Raw genomic sequence first — 17,125 nt, 5'->3', positions numbered from 1 at the left:
GCTTAAATGAGTCGCACGACCTATCTTGGAAACAGATGAATCGACTGGCTCCTGGAGAAGAAGGCAGATCGCCAATGCAAGTCACCCCGTCCCGTCCGTCGGCGAAGATTTTGATGTTCCCTCTGGCAGGGCGCAAAGCTGCCTCAAATTTAGGCGCAAAGGCCAAGTTCGCGGCAGAGCTTGCCTCGCTGCGCAACACGCATGCCGATTTTGACGGCTGGTACCACGAAGCGGCGATCGAGGAAGAAGAAGGCCAGCGGCAGAAGAGCTGAGTCTCCCGCAAACTTGCGAATGGAAAAAGCCCGGCGTGATCGCTCACGCCGGGCTTTTTTGTATCGCAGCCGACCGGCTACTGCTTGGTGTGCAGGTCGGTGCCGAGCGTGTCCCTGACGAAGATCATGCCAATGATCAGCGACATCGCCGCGATCACCACCGGATACCAGAGGCCATAGTAGATGTCGCCCTTGTAGGCGCTGAGCGCGAACACTGTCGCCGGCAGAAGGCCGCCGAACCAGCCATTGCCGATGTGGTAGGGCAGCGACATACCGGTATAGCGGATGCGGGTCGGGAACATCTCGACCAGGATTGCTGCGATCGGTCCGTAGACCATGGTCACGAAAAGCACGAGGATGAACAGGATGCCGATGGTCATCGGCCAGTTCACCGCGGCCGGATCGGCGAACATGGCGAAGGCGCCGCCGCCCGGAATGTTGTAGACGGTGATCTCGGGCGCACCCGCCGCCTCATCCTTGGTCAGCAGCTTGTCCTTAACCGCCTGGTCGACCGCAACGGTCGTCTTCTCGCCGCCGCGGATCGCCGCCGCGTCGAGCTTGAGCTCGGGATTGGCCGCGATGAAGGCGTCGAGCTTCTGGTCCGGAACCTTGATCGCCGCGCGCTTCAGCGGATAGCCGCCATCCCGCAACGACATGTTGACCGCCTTGACGAAAGCGGCGTCCTTGGCCTTGGCCTGATCGCCTGCGGCAACGGCATCGTAGGATTCCACCGTCTCGTTGCCGATCTTGACCGAGGCGGCCGTCCCGGGTGCCGCCGTGGCGACCACGTCATAAGGCACCGAGTTCTTGGTCAGGAACGAGGTGGCGATGTCGCAGGATGTCGTGAACTTCGCCGTACCGACCGGGTTGAACTGGAACTTGCAGTCGCCGGGTGCCGCGGTCACCGTCGCGCGGGTGTTCTGCTGCGCGGCGGCAAGAGCCGGATTGGCCGCCTTGGTCAGCGCCTTGAACAGCGGGAAGGTGCAGACGATACCCAAAGCGAGGCCGGCCATGATGATTGGCTTGCGGCCGATCTTGTCGGAGAGCCAGCCGAACACGACGAAGAAGATCGAGCCGACGGCAAGCGCGATCGCGATCATGATGTTGACCGACTGCGGGTCGACCTTCAGCACGTTCTGCAGGAAGAACAGCGCGTAGAACTGGCCGTTATACCAGATCACGGCCTGGCCGGCGGTGAGGCCGAGCAGCGCCAGCAGCGCGATCTTGGCGTTCTTCCACTGGCCAAAGGCTTCCGAGAGCGGTGCCTTCGAACCCTTGCCTTCTTCCTTCATGCGCTGGAAGGTCGGCGATTCCGAGAGCGACAGTCGGATCCAGATCGAGATGGCAAGCAGCACGAAGGAAACGATGAAGGGAATGCGCCAGCCCCAATCGGCATAGGTTTCCTTGCTCATCGAACCCTGGACGATGAGGATGACGATCAGCGACAGGAACAGGCCGAGTGTCGCGGTCGTCTGGATCCAGGAGGTGTAGAAGCCGCGGCGATCGTCGGGCGCGTGTTCGGCGACATAGGTCGCGGCGCCACCATACTCGCCGCCGAGCGCCAGGCCCTGCAGCATGCGCAGCCCGATCAGGATAATCGGTGCGGCGATGCCCCAACTGGCATAGCCGGGCAAGAGGCCGACCAGGAAGGTCGACAAGCCCATGATCGTCATGGTGACTAGAAAGGTGTATTTGCGGCCGACAAGATCGCCGATGCGGCCGAACAGCAAGGCGCCGAAGGGGCGGACCAGGAAGCCGGCGGCGAAGGCAAGCAGCGCGAAAATGTTGCGCGTCGCTTCCGGCGCCGACGAGAAGAATGTGGCGCCGATGAAAGCCGCCAGCGAGCCGTAAAGATAGAAATCGTACCATTCGAAAACGGTGCCGAGCGAGGAAGCGAAGATGACTTTCTTCTCTTCCCGCGTCATGCCGCGGCTTGTTCCGCCGGCGGTCGATGCCATTGCCATTGATATGTCCTCCCGTGGGATCCCGTCTGTCCTCGATGGCTGCGCCACCGCCCGCAACTCCTCCGAACGCGGACTCAAAAACGCAGCTACGGGCGAAAAAATGACAGAAAGCGCCGGGCAACGGCAGAGCGACGATGGGATTATGACTTTCGTATTAGGTGCAGTGCGAAAGCAGAGCGCGGCCTCAGGCTTTCAGCGCGTCGAGCAGGCTGACTGCGGCCATCATGTCGCGCTTGCGGGCCGAGCGGCGCGCCACGGCCTCGGCGTCCTGGCCCCAATGCTCGATCTGCCAGTCCTCATCGACATGGCCGGCGGCCCAGGCTGCTTCGCCGTCGAGTTCGCCGAAGTCGACGGCGAGCGCCAACAGCGCCGAGCCCGTCAGCGAGGTCATGACATGGATGGCGGCGAGCCGCATGGGCTCGATGCGCTGCGCAAGATGGGCGCCGAGAACGGCAATGGTCTCGCGCGGCTGCTCGACATGAACGATGCCTTCGGCGAGATGGAAGCGGGCGCCAAGCGCGCTGCGCGCCCAGTCGATGACCGGATCCCAAAGCTGGTTCTGCCGGTCGACCAACCCTTGCGGACCGTCGGCGCGGTAGCACAGCAGATCGGACGAGGCGAAGCGCAGGATGTCCTCCAACACCGCTTGCGGATCGCTGGCGACGCCGTCAATGGCGGTGTTGACGAGGCGCATGACCGGCATGGCCACTGGATCGATGACCTCGCCTTGCGCGTCGAACTCGCCGGCGACCAGGGCCGCCGCCTTCTCGGTCGGCAGCGCCAGCAACGCCCTGCCCGGCGTGCGCACCGGTCTACCGTCGAGATGGACGGCAAAGCCCTCTTCCGCCGGCACGACCGCAACGGCCTTGTAGAAGCGCTTCGGCAGCGGCGTCTTCATCTGGATCTGGGCGCGGCGCACGGGATCGGGATCGGAAAGCTGCTTTCCCGCTTCGAGGTCGTTGAGGATGTCACGCATGTCGGAACTCTCTAACCCAGGATTTGCTTGCGCGCCGGCCGGTTGACGATGATAAGGCCAGCGGCGATCAGGCCAAGCGCCAGGAAAATCCTGACCGTCGGCGGCTCGCCCAAAAGCACCGCGCCGCACAAGACACCGAAGGCTGGCGACAGGAAGGCGAAACTCGACAAGCCCGCCGCCGGATAGCGCGTCAGCAACCAGAACCACAATACATAGGTGAAGGCGACGATATAGAAAGACTGGAACAGCAGCGCCAAGGTCGGCAAGGCCGTGACCGCGCGGATCGGCGCGCCGGCAAAAGGCATGACCAGCAGACCGACGACCGCGGCGCCGGCCAGCTGATAGAGCAGCAGTTTCTCGGCGCTCGTGTCGACCAGTTTCGACCGCTTGATGACGATGCTGGTCATCGCCCACAGAATCCCTGAGCCGAGGCTGAGCAGGTCGCCGGTGAGCGTCGCATTGTTGCCGGCAACGATGCCTTCGGAGAAGACCGCCGCAAGGCCGCAGAAGGCGAGAACAAGCCCGCCCAGCTTGCGCGCGTTGATGCGCTCGCCGAGCAGGAAATGGCTGCCGATCAGGACCCAGAACGGCATGGTGTTGACCAGTAGCGTGTTGCGGGCAACGGTTGTGTATTCCAGCCCGATATAGAGGCACAGGAATTCAACGCCGAAGAGCACGCCGACAACGACGCCGGCGACTAGCGTCCCATCCGGCCTGAACAGCTTGATGCCGCGCAGCCGGCACCAGCCGAGCACGCAGAGCCCGCCAAGAATCGAGCGCGCGATCGAGACGAAGACGGGATCATAGCCGGCGTAGGAAACCTTGGCGGCGACGTAGTTCAGCCCCCAGGAGAAGGTCAGCCCGACCATGATCGTGGCGGCCGCCATGTCGACCGCATCGCGACGGCCCATTTCGGTTGCCGTGGTCATTGCTTCGATTGGCTTTCCAACTTAGCAAGCAGTGCTTTCAGTGCTTCGGTGTTTTGTCTGACCGCCTCAGTGTTCTCGCGGCCGATCTCCGCCACCGATCCCTGCCTGGCAGCAGCGCGGCGCGTAAGATGAGCCACACGAGAAAAATCATGATGAAAAGGCAGCCATCCGACCAACTGGTTGGTGAGCGTGGTTCCTCCCATGGCCCAGTTCCTCTCCTAGTCGTCCCTAGTCGTCCGCGTTCTGCTCGTCGAAGCCGAGCAGGTTCCAGCTCTGGCGCATATGCGGCGGCATCGGCGCGGTGACGTCGATGACGCCCTGGTCCGGGTGCGGAATGAGGATGCGGCGCGCGTGCAGATGCAGGCGGTTCTGCATGCCGCCCGGAAAGTCCCAATTGGTGTCGGCCTCGAAATATTTGGGATCGCCGATGATCGGGCAGCCAATGTAGGCAGCGTGGACGCGCAGTTGATGGGTGCGACCGGTATAGGGCTCCATCTCCAGCCAGGACAGCGACTGCGCCGCCTGCTCGACGACCCGATAGTAGGAGACCGCATGGTCGGCGCCCTTCTCGCCATGCTTGGCGATGCGCACGCGGTCGCCGTCCGGGGTCGGTTCCTTGACCAGCCAGGTCGAGATCTTGTCCTCGCGCTTCGGCGGCACGCCCTTGACCAGTGCCCAATAGGTCTTCTTGGTCTCGCGCGCCCGGAACGCTTCGGAGAGTTTCATCGCCGCAAGCCTGGTGCGGGCGACGACCAGCACGCCGGATGTGTCGCGGTCGAGCCGATGCACCAGGCGCGGCTTCTCGCCCTTCTGGTTGCGCCAGGCCTCCAGCATGTCATCGACATTGCGGGTGACGCCCGAACCGCCCTGCACGGCGAGCCCAGCGGGCTTGTTGAAGACGAAGACCTTCGGGTCCTCATGGATAAGCATCTTGGCGAGCACATCGGCGTCGCCCTGGTTGCGGATCGAATGGCCGGTGAGCGGCGCCTCGCCCTTCTTGTCGACCTCGAGCGGCGGGATGCGGACCGTTTGGCCGGGCTCGACGCGCGTGTCGGCCTTCACCCGGCCGCCGTCGACGCGGATCTGGCCGGAGCGCAGGAGCTTCTGCAGATGGCCGAAGCCGAGCCCCGGGAAATGGGTCTTGAACCAGCGGTCGAGCCGCATGCCCGCCTCGCCGGCCTCCACCGTGATCTGTTCAACGCCTGCCATTTGTCTCGCTTTGCCTCTTCGGAAGCGGGGCAATAGCATTAAGGCAGGCTTCTTGCGAGCCAAAGACCCAGAAACAGGGCGAGGATCGCGCCAATGACGCTGGCGAGCGCATAGCCGAACGCCGGCACCGCCGCGCCGCGCTCCCAAAGCGTGGCGAAATCGAGCGAAAAGGCCGAAAAAGTGGTGAAGCCGCCAAGGATGCCGGTGGCCACGAACAGCCTGACCTCGTTCGAGCCGCCGCGTCGCGCGAGCACGGCGATGAACAGGCCCATGACGAAGGAGCCGACGATGTTGATCACCATCGTGCCCCAGGGATAGTTGGGGCCGACCAGGCGCAGCGCGCCCATATTGGTCAAGTGGCGGATGCCGGCGCCGATGCCGCCGCCGATGACAACGAGAAGTAGATTGGCCATGGCGGCTTTCTGCCGTTGCCGGCTTGCCGGGTCAATCCCTCCCGGCGGCGGGTGGAACCGCGCAGATCGTCGAACGGGTCAGAAATCGCCGCTCGCGGCCGTTGTCGAGCGAGAACATGCCGCCCCTGCCCGGCACCACGTCGATGATCAAATCCGTGTGTTTCCAGGCCTCGTACTGCGAGGCGCTGATGTAGATCGGCGTGTTGCCGATTTCACCCAGCATGACGTCGGCATCGCCAACAATGAAATCGCCGCGCGGATAGCACATTGGCGAGGAGCCGTCGCAGCAGCCGCCGGACTGGTGGAACAGAACAGGGCCGTGATCGGCGATGATCTCGGCCAGGAACGCCTCCGCCTCCGGCGTGGCGGACACTTTGTTCAGAGATCTTTTGTCCATCAGATCCTCCAACAATCGAAGGAGGACGCGGCGAACCGCGCCCTCCCCCCTCGCCCCGGGAGGATCAGAAGAAGCCAAGCTTCTTCGGGCTGTAGCTGACCAGCATGTTCTTGGTCTGCTGGTAGTGATCGAGCATGATCTTGTGCGTCTCGCGACCGATGCCGGACTGCTTGTAGCCGCCGAAGGCAGCGTGCGCCGGATAGGCGTGGTAGCAATTGGTCCACACGCGCCCGGCCTGGATGGCGCGGCCGAAGCGGTAGCAGCGGTTCGCGTCGCGGCTCCAAATGCCAGCGCCGAGGCCGTAGAGCGTATCGTTGGCGATCGACAGCGCCTCGTCATCGTCCCTGAAGGTCGTGACCGACACCACCGGTCCGAAAATCTCCTCCTGGAAGATGCGCATCTTGTTGTGGCCCTTGAACACGGTGGGCTTGACGTAGTAGCCGCCGGCAAGGTCGCCCGGCAGATGGTTCTGCTCGCCGCCTGTGAGCAGCTCGGCCCCTTCCTGGCGGCCGACGTCGAAGTAGCTCAGGATCTTCTGCAACTGCTCGTTCGAAGCCTGGGCGCCGATCATGGTTGCCGGGTCGAGCGGATCGCCCTGGACGATCGCCTCGACGCGCTTCAGCGCCCGCTCGATGAACCTGTCGTAGATCTTTTCATGCACCAGGGCGCGGCTCGGGCAGGTGCAGACCTCGCCCTGGTTGAGCGCGAACATCACGAAGCCTTCGATCGCCTTGTCGAAGAAGTCATCGTCCTCCGCCGTCACGTCCTGGAAGAAGATGTTGGGCGACTTGCCGCCAAGCTCGAGCGTGACCGGGATCAGGTTCTGGCTGGCATATTGCGAGATCAGGCGGCCCGTCGTCGTCTCGCCAGTGAAGGCGATCTTGGCGATGCGGTTCGACGATGCCAGCGGCTTGCCGGCCTCCAGGCCGAAGCCGTTGACGATGTTGAGCACGCCCTCCGGCAACAGGTCGCCGACTAGGTCGGCCCACAGCATGATGGTGGCTGGCGTCTGCTCGGCCGGCTTCAGCACCACGCAATTGCCGGCGGCGAGCGCTGGCGCCAGTTTCCATACCGCCATCAGCAGCGGGAAATTCCACGGAATGATCTGGCCGACAACGCCGAGCGGTTCGTGGAAATGATAGGCGACGGTGTCGTGGTCGATCTCGGAAATGCTGCCCTCCTGGCTGCGCAGCACGCCGGCGAAATAGCGGAAATGGTCGATGGCCAAAGGCAGGTCGGCCGCCGTCGTCTCGCGGATCGGCTTGCCGTTGTCCCAGGTCTCGGCGAGCGCCAGCAGATCGAGATTGTCCTCCATGCGGTCGGCGATGCGGTTGAGGATCAGAGCGCGAGCGGCAGCACTTGTCCTGCCCCAGGCGTCCTTGGCCTTGTGCGCCGCGTCGAGCGCCGCCTCGATGTCCCTGGCGTCCGACCGGGCGACCTCGCCCAGCGGCCCGCCGGTCACAGGTGATATGTTCTCGAAGTATTTTCCAGATAGTGGCGCCACCCATTTGCCGCCGATGTAGTTGTCGTAGCGCTTGGCGAAGGGAACCTTGGCCGTGCGGGAAAATTCCACCTTGTTCATTGTCTGCCTCCCAGCAAAACAGCGGCACGGAATGTGTCGCGTCGCGGGAGACAGTTGCGGATGCCTTTTGGCTTGTCAGCCCGGGGCCAACCGATCATGGCCGCCGAGTGTCGCAGAACTGCGACAGGTCAGGTCCAGGAAATCAGTGCGCGCGGTGGATGCCGAAACGGGCGAGCTTGCGGTGCAGCGTGGCGCGCGAAATGCCGAGGCTCTGGGCCGCAGCGGAAACATTGCCGCCGGCGCGCGCCATCGCGCGCTGCACCACTCCGCGCTCGGCATCGTCCAGATCTTCCCCGGCCCTCACAGAGTCGCCGAGGATATCGGCCGCGAGCAGCCCCTTGGCCAAGGCTTCGCGAGTTATGCCGAGCGCGCAACGGGCCGAGCGCGTCGCGCCGATCACCAGATCGTCGGCATCGATGGCGATGAGCGCCCCGGTGTTGCGCTCGCCGACCGGGGCAAGCAGGATGCGGGCGTTGGAATAGACCATGCGGAAATTCTCGGCCTCGATGCGGCGGGCGGCGTCACCCACCGCAACAGCGATCAGCTGGACAAAGCCTTCCGTCAGATCCGACCGGCACGATGACACGTCGAGCGCCGCCGCTAGATTGCCTTCGTGGTCGTAGACCGGCGCCGTCGTGCAACTGAGCAAAGTGTTGCGCGAGAAAAAGTGCTGATCGCGATGGATGGTCAGCGCCCGCTGGTCGGCGATGCAGGTGCCGATCCCATTGGTGCCTTCACTGTCCTCGCTCCAGACCGTGCCGGTCCAAAGCCCCCATTCGTCGAATGTCTCGTCGTCGGCGACGGCGCCCCTGCGTTCGACGGGGATGCCGTCGCGGTCCGCCAGCATCACGCAGCAGCCAACGCCCCCTACGGCGAGATAGAGGCGATTGAGACTTGCCTCGGCGGCGCGGACCAATGGCTCCATGCGCTGCCGGGCCCCTCTCAACTCGCCTTCGGTCAATCGCCTGGGGGCCTTGCGCTCGGCTGGATCGAGACCGTGCAGTTGGAGAGAACGTCGCCATGAGGCGACCAGTGCCGAATGGGCCGCGCCGCTTCTGGCGATCGAGGCCTGGACAAGATCTGCATGCACGACTGATTGCCGACCGATCAACCTGACCCTCCCGTAAGCGGGACCTCCTCCCGCTCAGTCGTCACGTTGGCTAGAAAATATTCGACACCCAAGGCAGTTCAGCTTTCGATATAGAACGCTGACCCCGACACGTATTGATTTTGCGCAATTCGGGACGGAAAATCGCTACGCAATCGTTCCAGAATTGCTCTGGCGTTCTAAAGGTGGCTGCCGGCCGGCGCCATTGGACGTTGGTTCAAGGCGGATTGGCGAGGTCCTGTCGAAGCTCAGTTCGCCCCGGCCTTCTTCGGCTTGCTGGAGCCGATCATCTTCCAGTTCTTGTAGAACAGGGAATTGATGCGTTCGACGCTGACCGAAACGATGGCGAGCAGGCCGGCGATGAGGCCGGGGAACGGGGATGGACGGATGATGTCCATGAAGACGCAGTAGCGGCGCCCGTCATACTCGTTGACCGAACGGTGCAGCAGCGTGTCGTCGAAAATGTAGAGCGGATTGTCATGCCAGTAGTTCCTGGCGTCGTTGCACTCGACGAAAATCTCGGCCTTCACCGGCAGCAGGTTGTAGAGAATGCGCAGGCTGAGCCGAAGCGGGCCGAAATGCCAGGACGTCGACTCCTTGCCCCTGAAGACCGACACGGCGATGGTCTTGATGTATTTGAAATCCTTGTTGAATTCCGGCACGTTGTCGATCTTGTGCTTGCCGTACCATTGATAGACATACATGCCGCGCCGGCCGGTGCCGAAATTGGCGTCGATATCGGCGATGATATCGTCCTTGCGCGCCTTAAAGACGTCGAGAACCTCGTTGACCTCGCGCTGGTAGTCGGCGGGAAACTGCTCCAGCTTCCAGACACCCGGGTTCCTGAAGCAAAGCAGGTCGACCAGCAGGTTGAAGGGCGACAGCAGCCAGGTGAAGAGGCCGTTGCCGAGAAAATAGCCGCGGAACAGCGACAGGTCCTTGTTCTTGTTGCGCAGCACGTCGATCAGGCCGCAAACGATCCAGATCGTTGTCAGGATCGGGATGAAATAGAAGCCGAGCGCGAGAAGCGGAATCGCAATCGCTGCCTGACGGATGGTCTTTCGAGCTTGCCTTGTCATTTTATTCCGCGCGGGGAGCGCGATCCCGTTCGCTTGAGTGCGCCAAAGTCACGGCAGCAACCCCCGCAGCCGTGCGCCTTGATAGGATTTTTTGCTTCGCCACACAACGGCAATCATGGCGGTGCCGGCGGGGGGCCGGTGCCGCTCATGCCCGTCAGATCGCCTTGTCCACGCCACGGGCAGGCCGAGATCGTCCCATTTCTCTTTCATCGCTGACCAGGAACTCGAAGCCGATGACGCTGTCACCGTCCCCGGCCGGCCCGCATCTGAATTTCAGCCCGTGCCAGCTGCCGCGGCTGCGGAAGGCGGCACCTTCGGCGGCGACCGAGCCCCACACTCACTCTTGACCGCAGCAGATTGCATGAAAAAAGCCCCGTTTCCGGGGCTTTTTTATCGTCAGGGCTATCAGCCCTTGCGCGGCAACTGCGGCACCAGGCTACGCTTGCCGCCATCCTTGCCTTTCGGCTCCGGCTTCTGCGCCACCGCCTTCTTGGCCACCGGCTTCTTCGCAACCGTCTTGCGGGGCTTCGGCGCTTCCTCCGGCTCTTCCTTCTTCGGCTTCACCGGAGCCTCGTCAGCCAGCGACTCGAGTTTCAGGCCGGTCTCGCCGGTTTCCTTCTTCTCGACGGTGACGCGCACCGTGCCGCCCTTCTTGAGCTTGCCGAACAGCACCTCGTCGGCCAGCGGCTTCTTGATGTGCTCCTGGATGACGCGGCCAAGCGGCCGCGCGCCCATGCGCTCGTCATAGCCCTTGTCGGCCAGCCAGGCGACCGCATCCGGCGACAGGTCGAAGGTGACGCCACGCTCGGAGAGCTGAGCCTCGAGCTGCATGACGAACTTCTGCACAACCTGGTGGATGACAGGCACCGGCAGCGAGCCGAACGGGATGATCGCATCGAGACGGTTGCGGAACTCCGGCGTAAACAGCCGGTTGATCGCCTCGACATCGTCGCCTTCGCGCTTGGTCGAACCGAAACCGATCGCCGCCCGCTGCGCATCTGACGCACCCGCATTGGTGGTCATGATCAGGATGACATTGCGGAAGTCGATCTGCTTGCCGTTGTGGTCGGTCAGCTTGCCATGGTCCATCACCTGCAGCAGGATGTTGAACAGGTCGGGATGCGCCTTCTCAACCTCATCGAGCAAGAGCACGCAGTGCGGATGCTGGTCGACACCGTCGGTGAGCAATCCGCCCTGGTCGAAGCCGACATAGCCGGGAGGCGCGCCGATCAGCCGCGATACGGTATGACGTTCCATGTATTCCGACATGTCGAAGCGGATCAGTTCGACGCCGAGCGAGGCGGCGAGCTGCTTGGCGACTTCCGTCTTGCCGACGCCGGTCGGGCCCGAGAACAGATAGGAGCCGATCGGCTTTTCGGGTTCACGCAGGCCGGCGCGCGCCAGCTTGATCGCCGACGTCAGCGCGGTGATGGCGGTGTCCTGGCCGTAGACGACGCGCTTCAGCTCGATGTCGAGACCCTGCAGCACCTTCTCGTCGTCGGCCGAAACCGTCTTCGGCGGGATGCGCGCCATGGTGGCGATCGTGGCTTCGATTTCCTTGATGCCGATGGTCTTCTTGCGCTTGGCTTCGGGCACCAGCATCTGCGAGGCGCCGGTCTCGTCGATCACGTCGATCGCCTTGTCCGGCAGCTTGCGGTCGTTGATGTAGCGGGCCGAAAGTTCGACCGAGGCCTTGATCGCCTCGCTGGTGTAGCGGACCTTGTGGAACTCCTCGAAATAGGGCTTCAGGCCCTTCATGATCTCGATGGCGTCCTCGATGGTCGGCTCGTTGACGTCGATCTTCTGGAAGCGCCGCACCAAGGCGCGGTCCTTCTCGAAGAACTGGCGGAACTCCTTGTAGGTGGTCGAGCCGATGCAGCGGATGGCGCCCGACGACAGCGCCGGCTTCAGCAGGTTCGACGCGTCCATGGCGCCGCCTGACGTGGCCCCTGCCCCGATCACGGTATGGATCTCGTCGATAAACAGCACCGCGCCGGGATAGTCCTCGAGTTCCTTGACGACCTGCTTCAGCCGCTCCTCGAAGTCGCCGCGATAGCGCGTGCCGGCGAGCAGCGTGCCCATGTCGAGCGCGAAGATAGTGGCGTTGTGCAGCACCTCTGGCACGTCGCCCTCGACGATGCGCTTGGCCAGACCCTCGGCGATCGCCGTCTTGCCGACGCCGGGATCGCCGACATAGAGCGGGTTGTTCTTGGAGCGGCGGCACAGCACCTGGATCGTGCGGTTGATCTCCGACTCGCGGCCGATCAGCGGATCGATCTTGCCGGCCTTGGCCTTGTTGTTGAGGTTGATGCAATAAGCAGTCAGGGCGTCCTGCTGCTGCTTCTTCTTGCCGTTCTCCTCCTGCGGCTCGGCGCCGTTCTGGCCGCCCTGCTCGTCATCGGCGCCGCGCGGGGTGCGGTTCTCCGAGGCGCCGGGGCGCTTGGCGATGCCATGCGAAATGTAGTTGACCGCGTCGTAGCGGGTCATCTGCTGTTCCTGCAGGAAATAGGCGGCGTGGCTCTCACGCTCGGCGAAGATCGCGACGAGCACGTTGGCGCCGGAGACCTCCTCGCGGCCGGACGACTGTACATGGATGACGGCGCGCTGGATAACGCGCTGGAAACCGGCGGTGGGCTTGGAATCCTCGTCATAGCCGGTAACGAGGTTGTCGAGCTCGGTGTCGATATAGGTGAGAACCGTGTGCTTCAATTCGTCGAGGTCGACGTTGCAAGCGCGCATGACGGCGGCTGCCTCGGTGTCGTCGATCAGGGCGAGCAGCAGGTGTTCAAGGGTTGCATATTCATGATGCCGCTCATTGGCGAGCGTCAGCGCCTGATGTAGCGCCTTTTCCAGGCCTTGGGAGAAAGCCGGCATGTTACCTCACTTCTTCTCCATCACGCATTGCAGCGGATGCTGATTCTGTCGGGCGAAATCCATGACCTGGGACACTTTGGTCTCGGCCACCTCGAATGTATAGACCCCGCACTCGCCCACTCCATGATTGTGAACATGAAGCATGATGCGTGTGGCGGCTTCGCGGTCCTTCTGAAAAAAACGCTCCAGCACGTGAACCACGAATTCCATGGGCGTGTAGTCGTCGTTGAGGATGAGCACCCGGTAGAGACTGGGCTTCTTGGTCTTGGTTTTGGTGCGCGTGATCACGGCCGTGCCGCGACCGGCCCCGTTGCCGTCGCCGTCACTCTGCATCCGCACCACGCCTGCCGTGGCAGTCAAACCGGTCGTCACGTAGTCCTGCCTCCCCATGCGAGTTCGACATGTAGGTGTTCGATGGACGATTTTAAGCCCTTCTGTTTAGCTGACAATATGGCTAGGTGGGCAAACTTCAGCGATTTTCGCAATCGTGTAGGTGGCTACGGCCCAGATCGAAGCGGGCATGAAAAAACCCGGCCGCGCATCCGCGACCGGGTCTGTCTTGCAGGCCGGCTGGCCTAGTTTCAGTGCCTTGCGGCGAAAATTACTTCGCCTTGGCTACGATCGATTCGAACGGCTTGTAGGCTTCCTTGGCGAGTTCGGCATAGAGGTCGCCGATCTTGGCGGCCTCGGCGACGAAGCTCTCGTAGCTCTGCTTGGCGTAGTCGGACTGGATCTCGATCGCCTTGTCGAACGACTTGGCCGAGAACAGCTTCTCGAACGCGGCGCTGCCGGCTTCGAAGCTCTTCTTGGTGTACTCGCCCGCTTCTGTGGCGATCGCCTGCGCGCCCTTGGTGAGCGAAGCAAAGCTCTTCAATCCGGTGTCGGCAAACTCCTTGCCGAATTTGCTGAAGTCCTCATAGGTCTGGGCCATTTCACGCTTCCCTTCGTGGTTGAAACGCCCATTTGCCCCGGGCGCCCTTGTGCAATGCACCGCAAATATATTGTGCGCTGCACAAAAGTCAAGTTTTTGGCCGTTTGCTGGGCACGGGCGGACGGGAAGAGTCCAAAATTCGAATAAAAAGAGGCTCAAATCGCCAGAAAATGGTGAACGCGGCGGTTACCATAAACGGATTGGTAACGCTGCCCGCGATAGCTTGGCCGGAAGCGAGGCAGGCTCACGCCGCCGCCTCCGGGGCAACGAAATTTCAGGGAAATAGCAGTGCGTCAGGCGTTGTTGGGCTTCGTCTCCAAAACCTCCTCCTTTCTCAAGGCGATCACGATCGTCGCCCTGGCGATGACCGTCGTCGTCGCGGATGCCGCCTCATCGATGGCGGCGAAATCGGCGGCCATCGTCATCGACGCCAAGACGGGCAAGGTGCTCTATTCTTCCGACGCTAATGGTCGGCGCTATCCCGCTTCGCTGACCAAGATGATGACCCTCTATCTGACGTTCGAGGCGCTGGCGAAGGGTCGGATCTCGAAGAACACGGCGGTGCCGTTCTCTGCCCACGCCGCGGCCGAGCCGCCGACGAAACTTGGCGTCAAGCCCGGCGGATCGGTGTCCGTCGACACAGCCATCCTGTCGATGGTGACCAAGTCGGCCAATGATTCCGCGACGGCGCTGGGTGAGCTGCTCGGCGGCAACGAAGCCAATTTCGCCCGCATGATGACCGCCAAGGCGCGTGCGCTCGGCATGAACGGCACGGTCTTCCGCAACGCCAATGGCTTGCCCGATCCCGGCCAGTTCACCACCGCCCACGACATGGCGATGCTCGGCATCGCGCTGAGGGAGCACTTCCCGCAATATTACGGCTACTTTTCTCAACGCTCCTTCCTTTACGGCCGTCGGCGCATCAATGGTCACAATCGCTTGCTCGGCCGCATCAAGGGCGTTGACGGAATCAAGACCGGCTACACCCGCGCTTCCGGCTACAATCTGGTCTCGTCGGTCAATGACGGCGATCGCAAGCTCGTCGCTGTCGTCATGGGCGGCGCCTCGGGCCGCGCCCGCGACAACCAGATGGCGGGCCTGATCAACGCTTATATGCCGAAGGCGTCGACGCGTGGCGGTAGCGCCCTTATCGCCAAGGCCGGTGGCGGCAATCCGATCAGTGCGCTGGCCAAGGTGCTCCTGCCGAAGCATGACGCGCCGACCCCGGACGAAAAGCCGGCGGTTGAGGAAGAGGCGGTCGTCGCCTCCGCGGACGACAGCGCGCCCGTCGTCGAGGAGACCACGCCGGTCGTCCAGATCAAGAAGGTCAAGACCGTGGCAGTCGCCGCCGTGGTTCCGTCGCCAGCGCCGCAAGCCGTCGCGGCCTACGCCGAGCCGGAACCGGCTGCAGCGGTCGATCCGGTCAAGACCGCTTCGGTCCCCTCCGGCTGGGCCGTGCAGGTGGCGTCCTCGCCAAAGCAATCCGAAGCCCAGGCCTTCCTCGACAAGACGAGCAAGCAGGCGCCGAAGGTGCTGGCCGACGCCGCCGGCTTCACCGTCGCCTTTGAAAAGGACGGCGTCACCTACTACCGCGCCCGCTTCGGCGGCTTCTCGTCGAAGGATGCCGCGTGGGATGCGTGCAACGCTTTGAAGAAGAAGAAGATCAGCTGTTACGCCGTCCAGCAGTAGGTCGGCTTGCAATCTCCCGGGAAATTTTTGCGTCGAAGGAGACTAGTTGTGGTTGGAGAGCAAGACGTCCTTGGCTTCATTGATTCGCGCCGCAAGGAACGACGTGCCGCCGATATCGGGGTGCAGGCGCTGCATCAGGCGGCGGTGCGCCTTGCGGACATCCGCCGCGGCGGCCCCCGCTTCAAGACCAAGGATCTTGTAGGCCTCCTCCTTAGTCATGGCGCCCGCACCTGGCGCAACACCCAGCCCTTCGCCACCGTCCGGCTCAGCGTTTTTGCGCCAGATGGGAAATCGGCCGTCAAGATACGTCTCTAGCAACTGGCGGCTCTCCTGATCGCCGGAGAGCTCACGGTAGAGCTGCTGCAACTCGGCGAGGCTCATCGCGCCAAGCATCTTGCCTTCATGGCGGCCGGCCAGAACGAGCCCTTCCAGTCCGCCGGTCTTGTGATCAAGCTCCATTTCCAGCGCAGCAGTGCGCACGGTGGAGCGCCTGCCCGGCGGTGGTCTTGATCCGCTGCGGTTCATACGCACCGAGCCAAACCAGGCGATCGCGCCGGCCAGCATCATGCCGCCGATGCCGCTGCGGCCCACGACGAGCAAGGCTGCGCCGGCCAGCGCCAAAAGAACCGGTCCCAATGTCTTCATGCCATCGGCCATTTTCCCCGGATCGGCGCGTACGAAGATCGTGGCGGCGCCGAGGAGCAACAGAAGCAATGCGACCAATGCGATCAGTATGCCCATCAATTTCCGCCGCCCCGCAAATGCTCGATCATCAGCCGATCTTCCGGCCTGCCCCTGGCTTCCAGTGCCGTCAGCCCGCCGGTGGCGAATACGGCTACCGCTGAAAACAATCCCGCAAGGGTCGCGGCAGCATGCCGATCAAATCGGAACCAAGCTCCTTTAGACAGCCGCGCAATTTCCTTGAACGCTTTTTCCGCTCCGGAATCATGGCCTTCCTGGAAAATGAAGACTGGCACGCCATGCAGACCGAGGCTGCCGGCCTTGCTGGCGAGATCGTCGATGCTCTCTTCCATGGCATCGCCGATATAGACAAGCGCATTGACCTTGGTTGCCGCCGTCTCCTTCAACGCGTGGACGAGCACCTTGCCGATCTGAGTATGGCCGGCGCGGCAGTCGATCCGCGTCATCAGCTGCTTCAAAGCATTGGTGTCTTTGACGAAACCGGACGAACGGCACTCGCCGAGACCGCGGAAATAGACCAGTTGGACGCTAAGCGTCCCGAGCTTGCCAACGGCATCGAACATCTCGCCCTGCAGCGCGTTGGCCAGATCCCAGGTCGGCTGCCGGCTCATCGTCGCGTCGAGGGACAGAATCACCCTGCCCGTGCCGCTGGCAGAAGCGCCAAAGGTTCTCGCCTGCCGGACAAAGGCGTCGATCTCCCCGGCGCTTGATTGAGGCTTGACCGGGGCAGGATCGGCCTTTTGGGGCACGGGCTGCTTGTTGTCGCTCATGAGATTCAAGATGTGGCGCGGCGCCAATGCTTGCAAGTCCCATGTCCGGCGATAGGGAGGGCCAAAGCATCGGCGGATCACAAGCAGCGCGGCAGGTATCGTCCGGTCTAAAGCAGGCCCAGTTCGGCCAGCTCCTGCCTGAGCTTCGGAGGCATCTCCACCAGGCCTGCCCTGCCCTTGCCGAGATCGGCCGGCGCGTCGGAGGGTTTGAGATAGCGCCAGCCCTGGAA

The 17,125-nt window shown here is 63.0% G+C and carries 19 protein-coding genes; 2 read left to right on the top strand and 17 right to left on the bottom strand.

From position 1 onward, the window contains the following. Positions 1 to 272: DUF2735 domain-containing protein (locus tag EN781_RS06060; RefSeq protein WP_245492548.1), on the top strand; the 272-nt coding region annotated here is incomplete at its 5' end. 77 nt (positions 273 to 349) lie between these two features. On the opposite strand, the gene EN781_RS06055 is transcribed toward EN781_RS06060, so the two are convergent. The 14 genes from EN781_RS06055 to EN781_RS05990 form a co-directional block, all read right to left on the bottom strand. Beyond that, on the bottom strand, positions 350 to 2,236 hold the full coding sequence (locus EN781_RS06055) for an MFS transporter (protein ID WP_126054662.1): 1,887 nt from the start codon (positions 2,234 to 2,236) through the stop codon (positions 350 to 352). A gap of 184 nt (positions 2,237 to 2,420) precedes the next feature. Next, a complete protein-coding gene (locus EN781_RS06050) occupies positions 2,421 to 3,212 on the bottom strand; it encodes an ATP12 family chaperone protein (protein WP_126054663.1) in 792 nt (263 codons plus the stop codon). Between the two features lie 11 nt (positions 3,213 to 3,223). Beyond that, positions 3,224 to 4,141, bottom strand: a complete 918-nt coding sequence (locus tag EN781_RS06045) for a DMT family transporter (protein WP_126054664.1) — start codon at positions 4,139 to 4,141, stop codon at positions 3,224 to 3,226. Then, the gene (locus EN781_RS06040; RefSeq protein WP_126054665.1) at positions 4,138 to 4,344 is read right to left on the bottom strand and encodes a hypothetical protein; all 207 of its coding nucleotides are present in this window, start codon (positions 4,342 to 4,344) and stop codon (positions 4,138 to 4,140) included. Before EN781_RS06040 ends, EN781_RS06045 begins: the two co-directional genes overlap by 4 nt. Positions 4,345 to 4,369: 25 nt before the next feature. Next, positions 4,370 to 5,350, bottom strand: a complete 981-nt coding sequence (locus EN781_RS06035) for an RluA family pseudouridine synthase (protein WP_126054666.1) — start codon at positions 5,348 to 5,350, stop codon at positions 4,370 to 4,372. Between the two features lie 38 nt (positions 5,351 to 5,388). After that, positions 5,389 to 5,763 carry a fluoride efflux transporter CrcB gene (gene crcB, locus EN781_RS06030; protein ID WP_126054667.1) on the bottom strand — a complete coding sequence of 125 codons (375 nt, stop codon included), beginning with the start codon at positions 5,761 to 5,763 and terminating at the stop codon, positions 5,389 to 5,391. Positions 5,764 to 5,794: 31 nt separating this feature from the next. After that, positions 5,795 to 6,160: a DUF779 domain-containing protein gene (locus tag EN781_RS06025; protein WP_126054668.1), complete on the bottom strand. Its 366-nt coding sequence runs from the start codon at positions 6,158 to 6,160 to the stop codon at positions 5,795 to 5,797. Between the two features lie 64 nt (positions 6,161 to 6,224). Next, positions 6,225 to 7,742 carry an aldehyde dehydrogenase gene (adh, locus tag EN781_RS06020; protein ID WP_126054669.1) on the bottom strand — a complete coding sequence of 506 codons (1,518 nt, stop codon included), beginning with the start codon at positions 7,740 to 7,742 and terminating at the stop codon, positions 6,225 to 6,227. Positions 7,743 to 7,884: 142 nt separating this feature from the next. Beyond that, the gene (locus tag EN781_RS06015; protein ID WP_245455467.1) at positions 7,885 to 8,832 is read right to left on the bottom strand and encodes a helix-turn-helix domain-containing protein; all 948 of its coding nucleotides are present in this window, start codon (positions 8,830 to 8,832) and stop codon (positions 7,885 to 7,887) included. 266 nt (positions 8,833 to 9,098) lie between these two features. Beyond that, positions 9,099 to 9,929, bottom strand: a complete 831-nt coding sequence (locus EN781_RS06010; protein ID WP_126054670.1) for an aspartyl/asparaginyl beta-hydroxylase domain-containing protein — start codon at positions 9,927 to 9,929, stop codon at positions 9,099 to 9,101. Between the two features lie 154 nt (positions 9,930 to 10,083). Further along, positions 10,084 to 10,266 (bottom strand): DUF930 domain-containing protein, encoded by a 183-nt coding sequence (locus tag EN781_RS35155; protein ID WP_245455468.1) that lies wholly within the window; start codon positions 10,264 to 10,266, stop codon positions 10,084 to 10,086. 68 nt (positions 10,267 to 10,334) lie between these two features. After that, the gene (clpA, locus tag EN781_RS06000; RefSeq protein WP_126054671.1) at positions 10,335 to 12,803 is read right to left on the bottom strand and encodes an ATP-dependent Clp protease ATP-binding subunit ClpA; all 2,469 of its coding nucleotides are present in this window, start codon (positions 12,801 to 12,803) and stop codon (positions 10,335 to 10,337) included. Between the two features lie 6 nt (positions 12,804 to 12,809). Beyond that, entirely contained in the window at positions 12,810 to 13,136 is a 327-nt protein-coding gene (gene clpS / locus EN781_RS05995; RefSeq protein ID WP_189347344.1) for an ATP-dependent Clp protease adapter ClpS, read from the bottom strand. A 268-nt stretch (positions 13,137 to 13,404) separates the two neighbouring features. Further along, a complete protein-coding gene (locus EN781_RS05990; RefSeq protein ID WP_126054673.1) occupies positions 13,405 to 13,734 on the bottom strand; it encodes a phasin family protein in 330 nt (109 codons plus the stop codon). Between the two features lie 288 nt (positions 13,735 to 14,022). Between EN781_RS05990 and EN781_RS05985 the strand changes: the two genes are divergently transcribed. Continuing rightward, on the top strand, positions 14,023 to 15,423 hold the full coding sequence (locus EN781_RS05985) for a D-alanyl-D-alanine carboxypeptidase (RefSeq protein WP_126054674.1): 1,401 nt from the start codon (positions 14,023 to 14,025) through the stop codon (positions 15,421 to 15,423). Positions 15,424 to 15,465: 42 nt separating this feature from the next. Here the strand turns inward: EN781_RS05985 and EN781_RS05980 are convergent, their stop codons facing one another. The 3 genes from EN781_RS05980 to EN781_RS05970 form a co-directional block, all read right to left on the bottom strand. Beyond that, positions 15,466 to 16,164, bottom strand: coding sequence for a DnaJ domain-containing protein (locus EN781_RS05980; RefSeq protein WP_126054675.1), 699 nt, complete (start codon positions 16,162 to 16,164; stop codon positions 15,466 to 15,468). After that, entirely contained in the window at positions 16,164 to 16,895 is a 732-nt protein-coding gene (locus EN781_RS05975) for a VWA domain-containing protein (protein ID WP_126054676.1), read from the bottom strand. The genes EN781_RS05980 and EN781_RS05975 overlap by 1 nt, the downstream gene beginning before the upstream one ends. A 107-nt stretch (positions 16,896 to 17,002) precedes the next feature. After that, a partial coding sequence (locus tag EN781_RS05970; RefSeq protein WP_127399853.1) for a DUF1489 family protein occupies positions 17,003 to 17,125 on the bottom strand: 123 nt, incomplete at its 5' end.

The sequence above is a fragment of the Mesorhizobium sp. M4A.F.Ca.ET.090.04.2.1 genome (assembly GCF_003999085.1).
In the GTDB taxonomy this organism is placed as follows: domain Bacteria; phylum Pseudomonadota; class Alphaproteobacteria; order Rhizobiales; family Rhizobiaceae; genus Mesorhizobium.
This window is presented reverse-complemented; position numbering and strand designations above follow the sequence as displayed.

Bases quoted from the DNA above. Each gene is read 5' to 3' on its own strand.
- EN781_RS06045 (WP_126054664.1), bottom strand. From the start codon at position 4,141: ATGACCACGGCAACCGAAATGGGCCGTCGCGATGCGGTCGACATGGCG.
- crcB (WP_126054667.1), bottom strand. From the start codon at position 5,763: ATGGCCAATCTACTTCTCGTTGTCATCGGCGGCGGCATCGGCGCCGGC.
- EN781_RS05975 (WP_126054676.1), bottom strand. From the start codon at position 16,895: ATGAGCGACAACAAGCAGCCCGTGCCCCAAAAGGCCGATCCTGCCCCG.
- EN781_RS05990 (WP_126054673.1), bottom strand. From the start codon at position 13,734: ATGGCCCAGACCTATGAGGACTTCAGCAAATTCGGCAAGGAGTTTGCC.
- EN781_RS06055 (WP_126054662.1), bottom strand. From the start codon at position 2,236: ATGGCAATGGCATCGACCGCCGGCGGAACAAGCCGCGGCATGACGCGG.
- EN781_RS06025 (WP_126054668.1), bottom strand. From the start codon at position 6,160: ATGGACAAAAGATCTCTGAACAAAGTGTCCGCCACGCCGGAGGCGGAG.
- clpA (WP_126054671.1), bottom strand. From the start codon at position 12,803: ATGCCGGCTTTCTCCCAAGGCCTGGAAAAGGCGCTACATCAGGCGCTG.
- EN781_RS06035 (WP_126054666.1), bottom strand. From the start codon at position 5,350: ATGGCAGGCGTTGAACAGATCACGGTGGAGGCCGGCGAGGCGGGCATG.
- EN781_RS06040 (WP_126054665.1), bottom strand. From the start codon at position 4,344: ATGGGAGGAACCACGCTCACCAACCAGTTGGTCGGATGGCTGCCTTTT.
- adh (WP_126054669.1), bottom strand. From the start codon at position 7,742: ATGAACAAGGTGGAATTTTCCCGCACGGCCAAGGTTCCCTTCGCCAAG.
- clpS (WP_189347344.1), bottom strand. From the start codon at position 13,136: ATGCAGAGTGACGGCGACGGCAACGGGGCCGGTCGCGGCACGGCCGTG.
- EN781_RS06010 (WP_126054670.1), bottom strand. From the start codon at position 9,929: ATGACAAGGCAAGCTCGAAAGACCATCCGTCAGGCAGCGATTGCGATT.
- EN781_RS06050 (WP_126054663.1), bottom strand. From the start codon at position 3,212: ATGCGTGACATCCTCAACGACCTCGAAGCGGGAAAGCAGCTTTCCGAT.
- EN781_RS05980 (WP_126054675.1), bottom strand. From the start codon at position 16,164: ATGGGCATACTGATCGCATTGGTCGCATTGCTTCTGTTGCTCCTCGGC.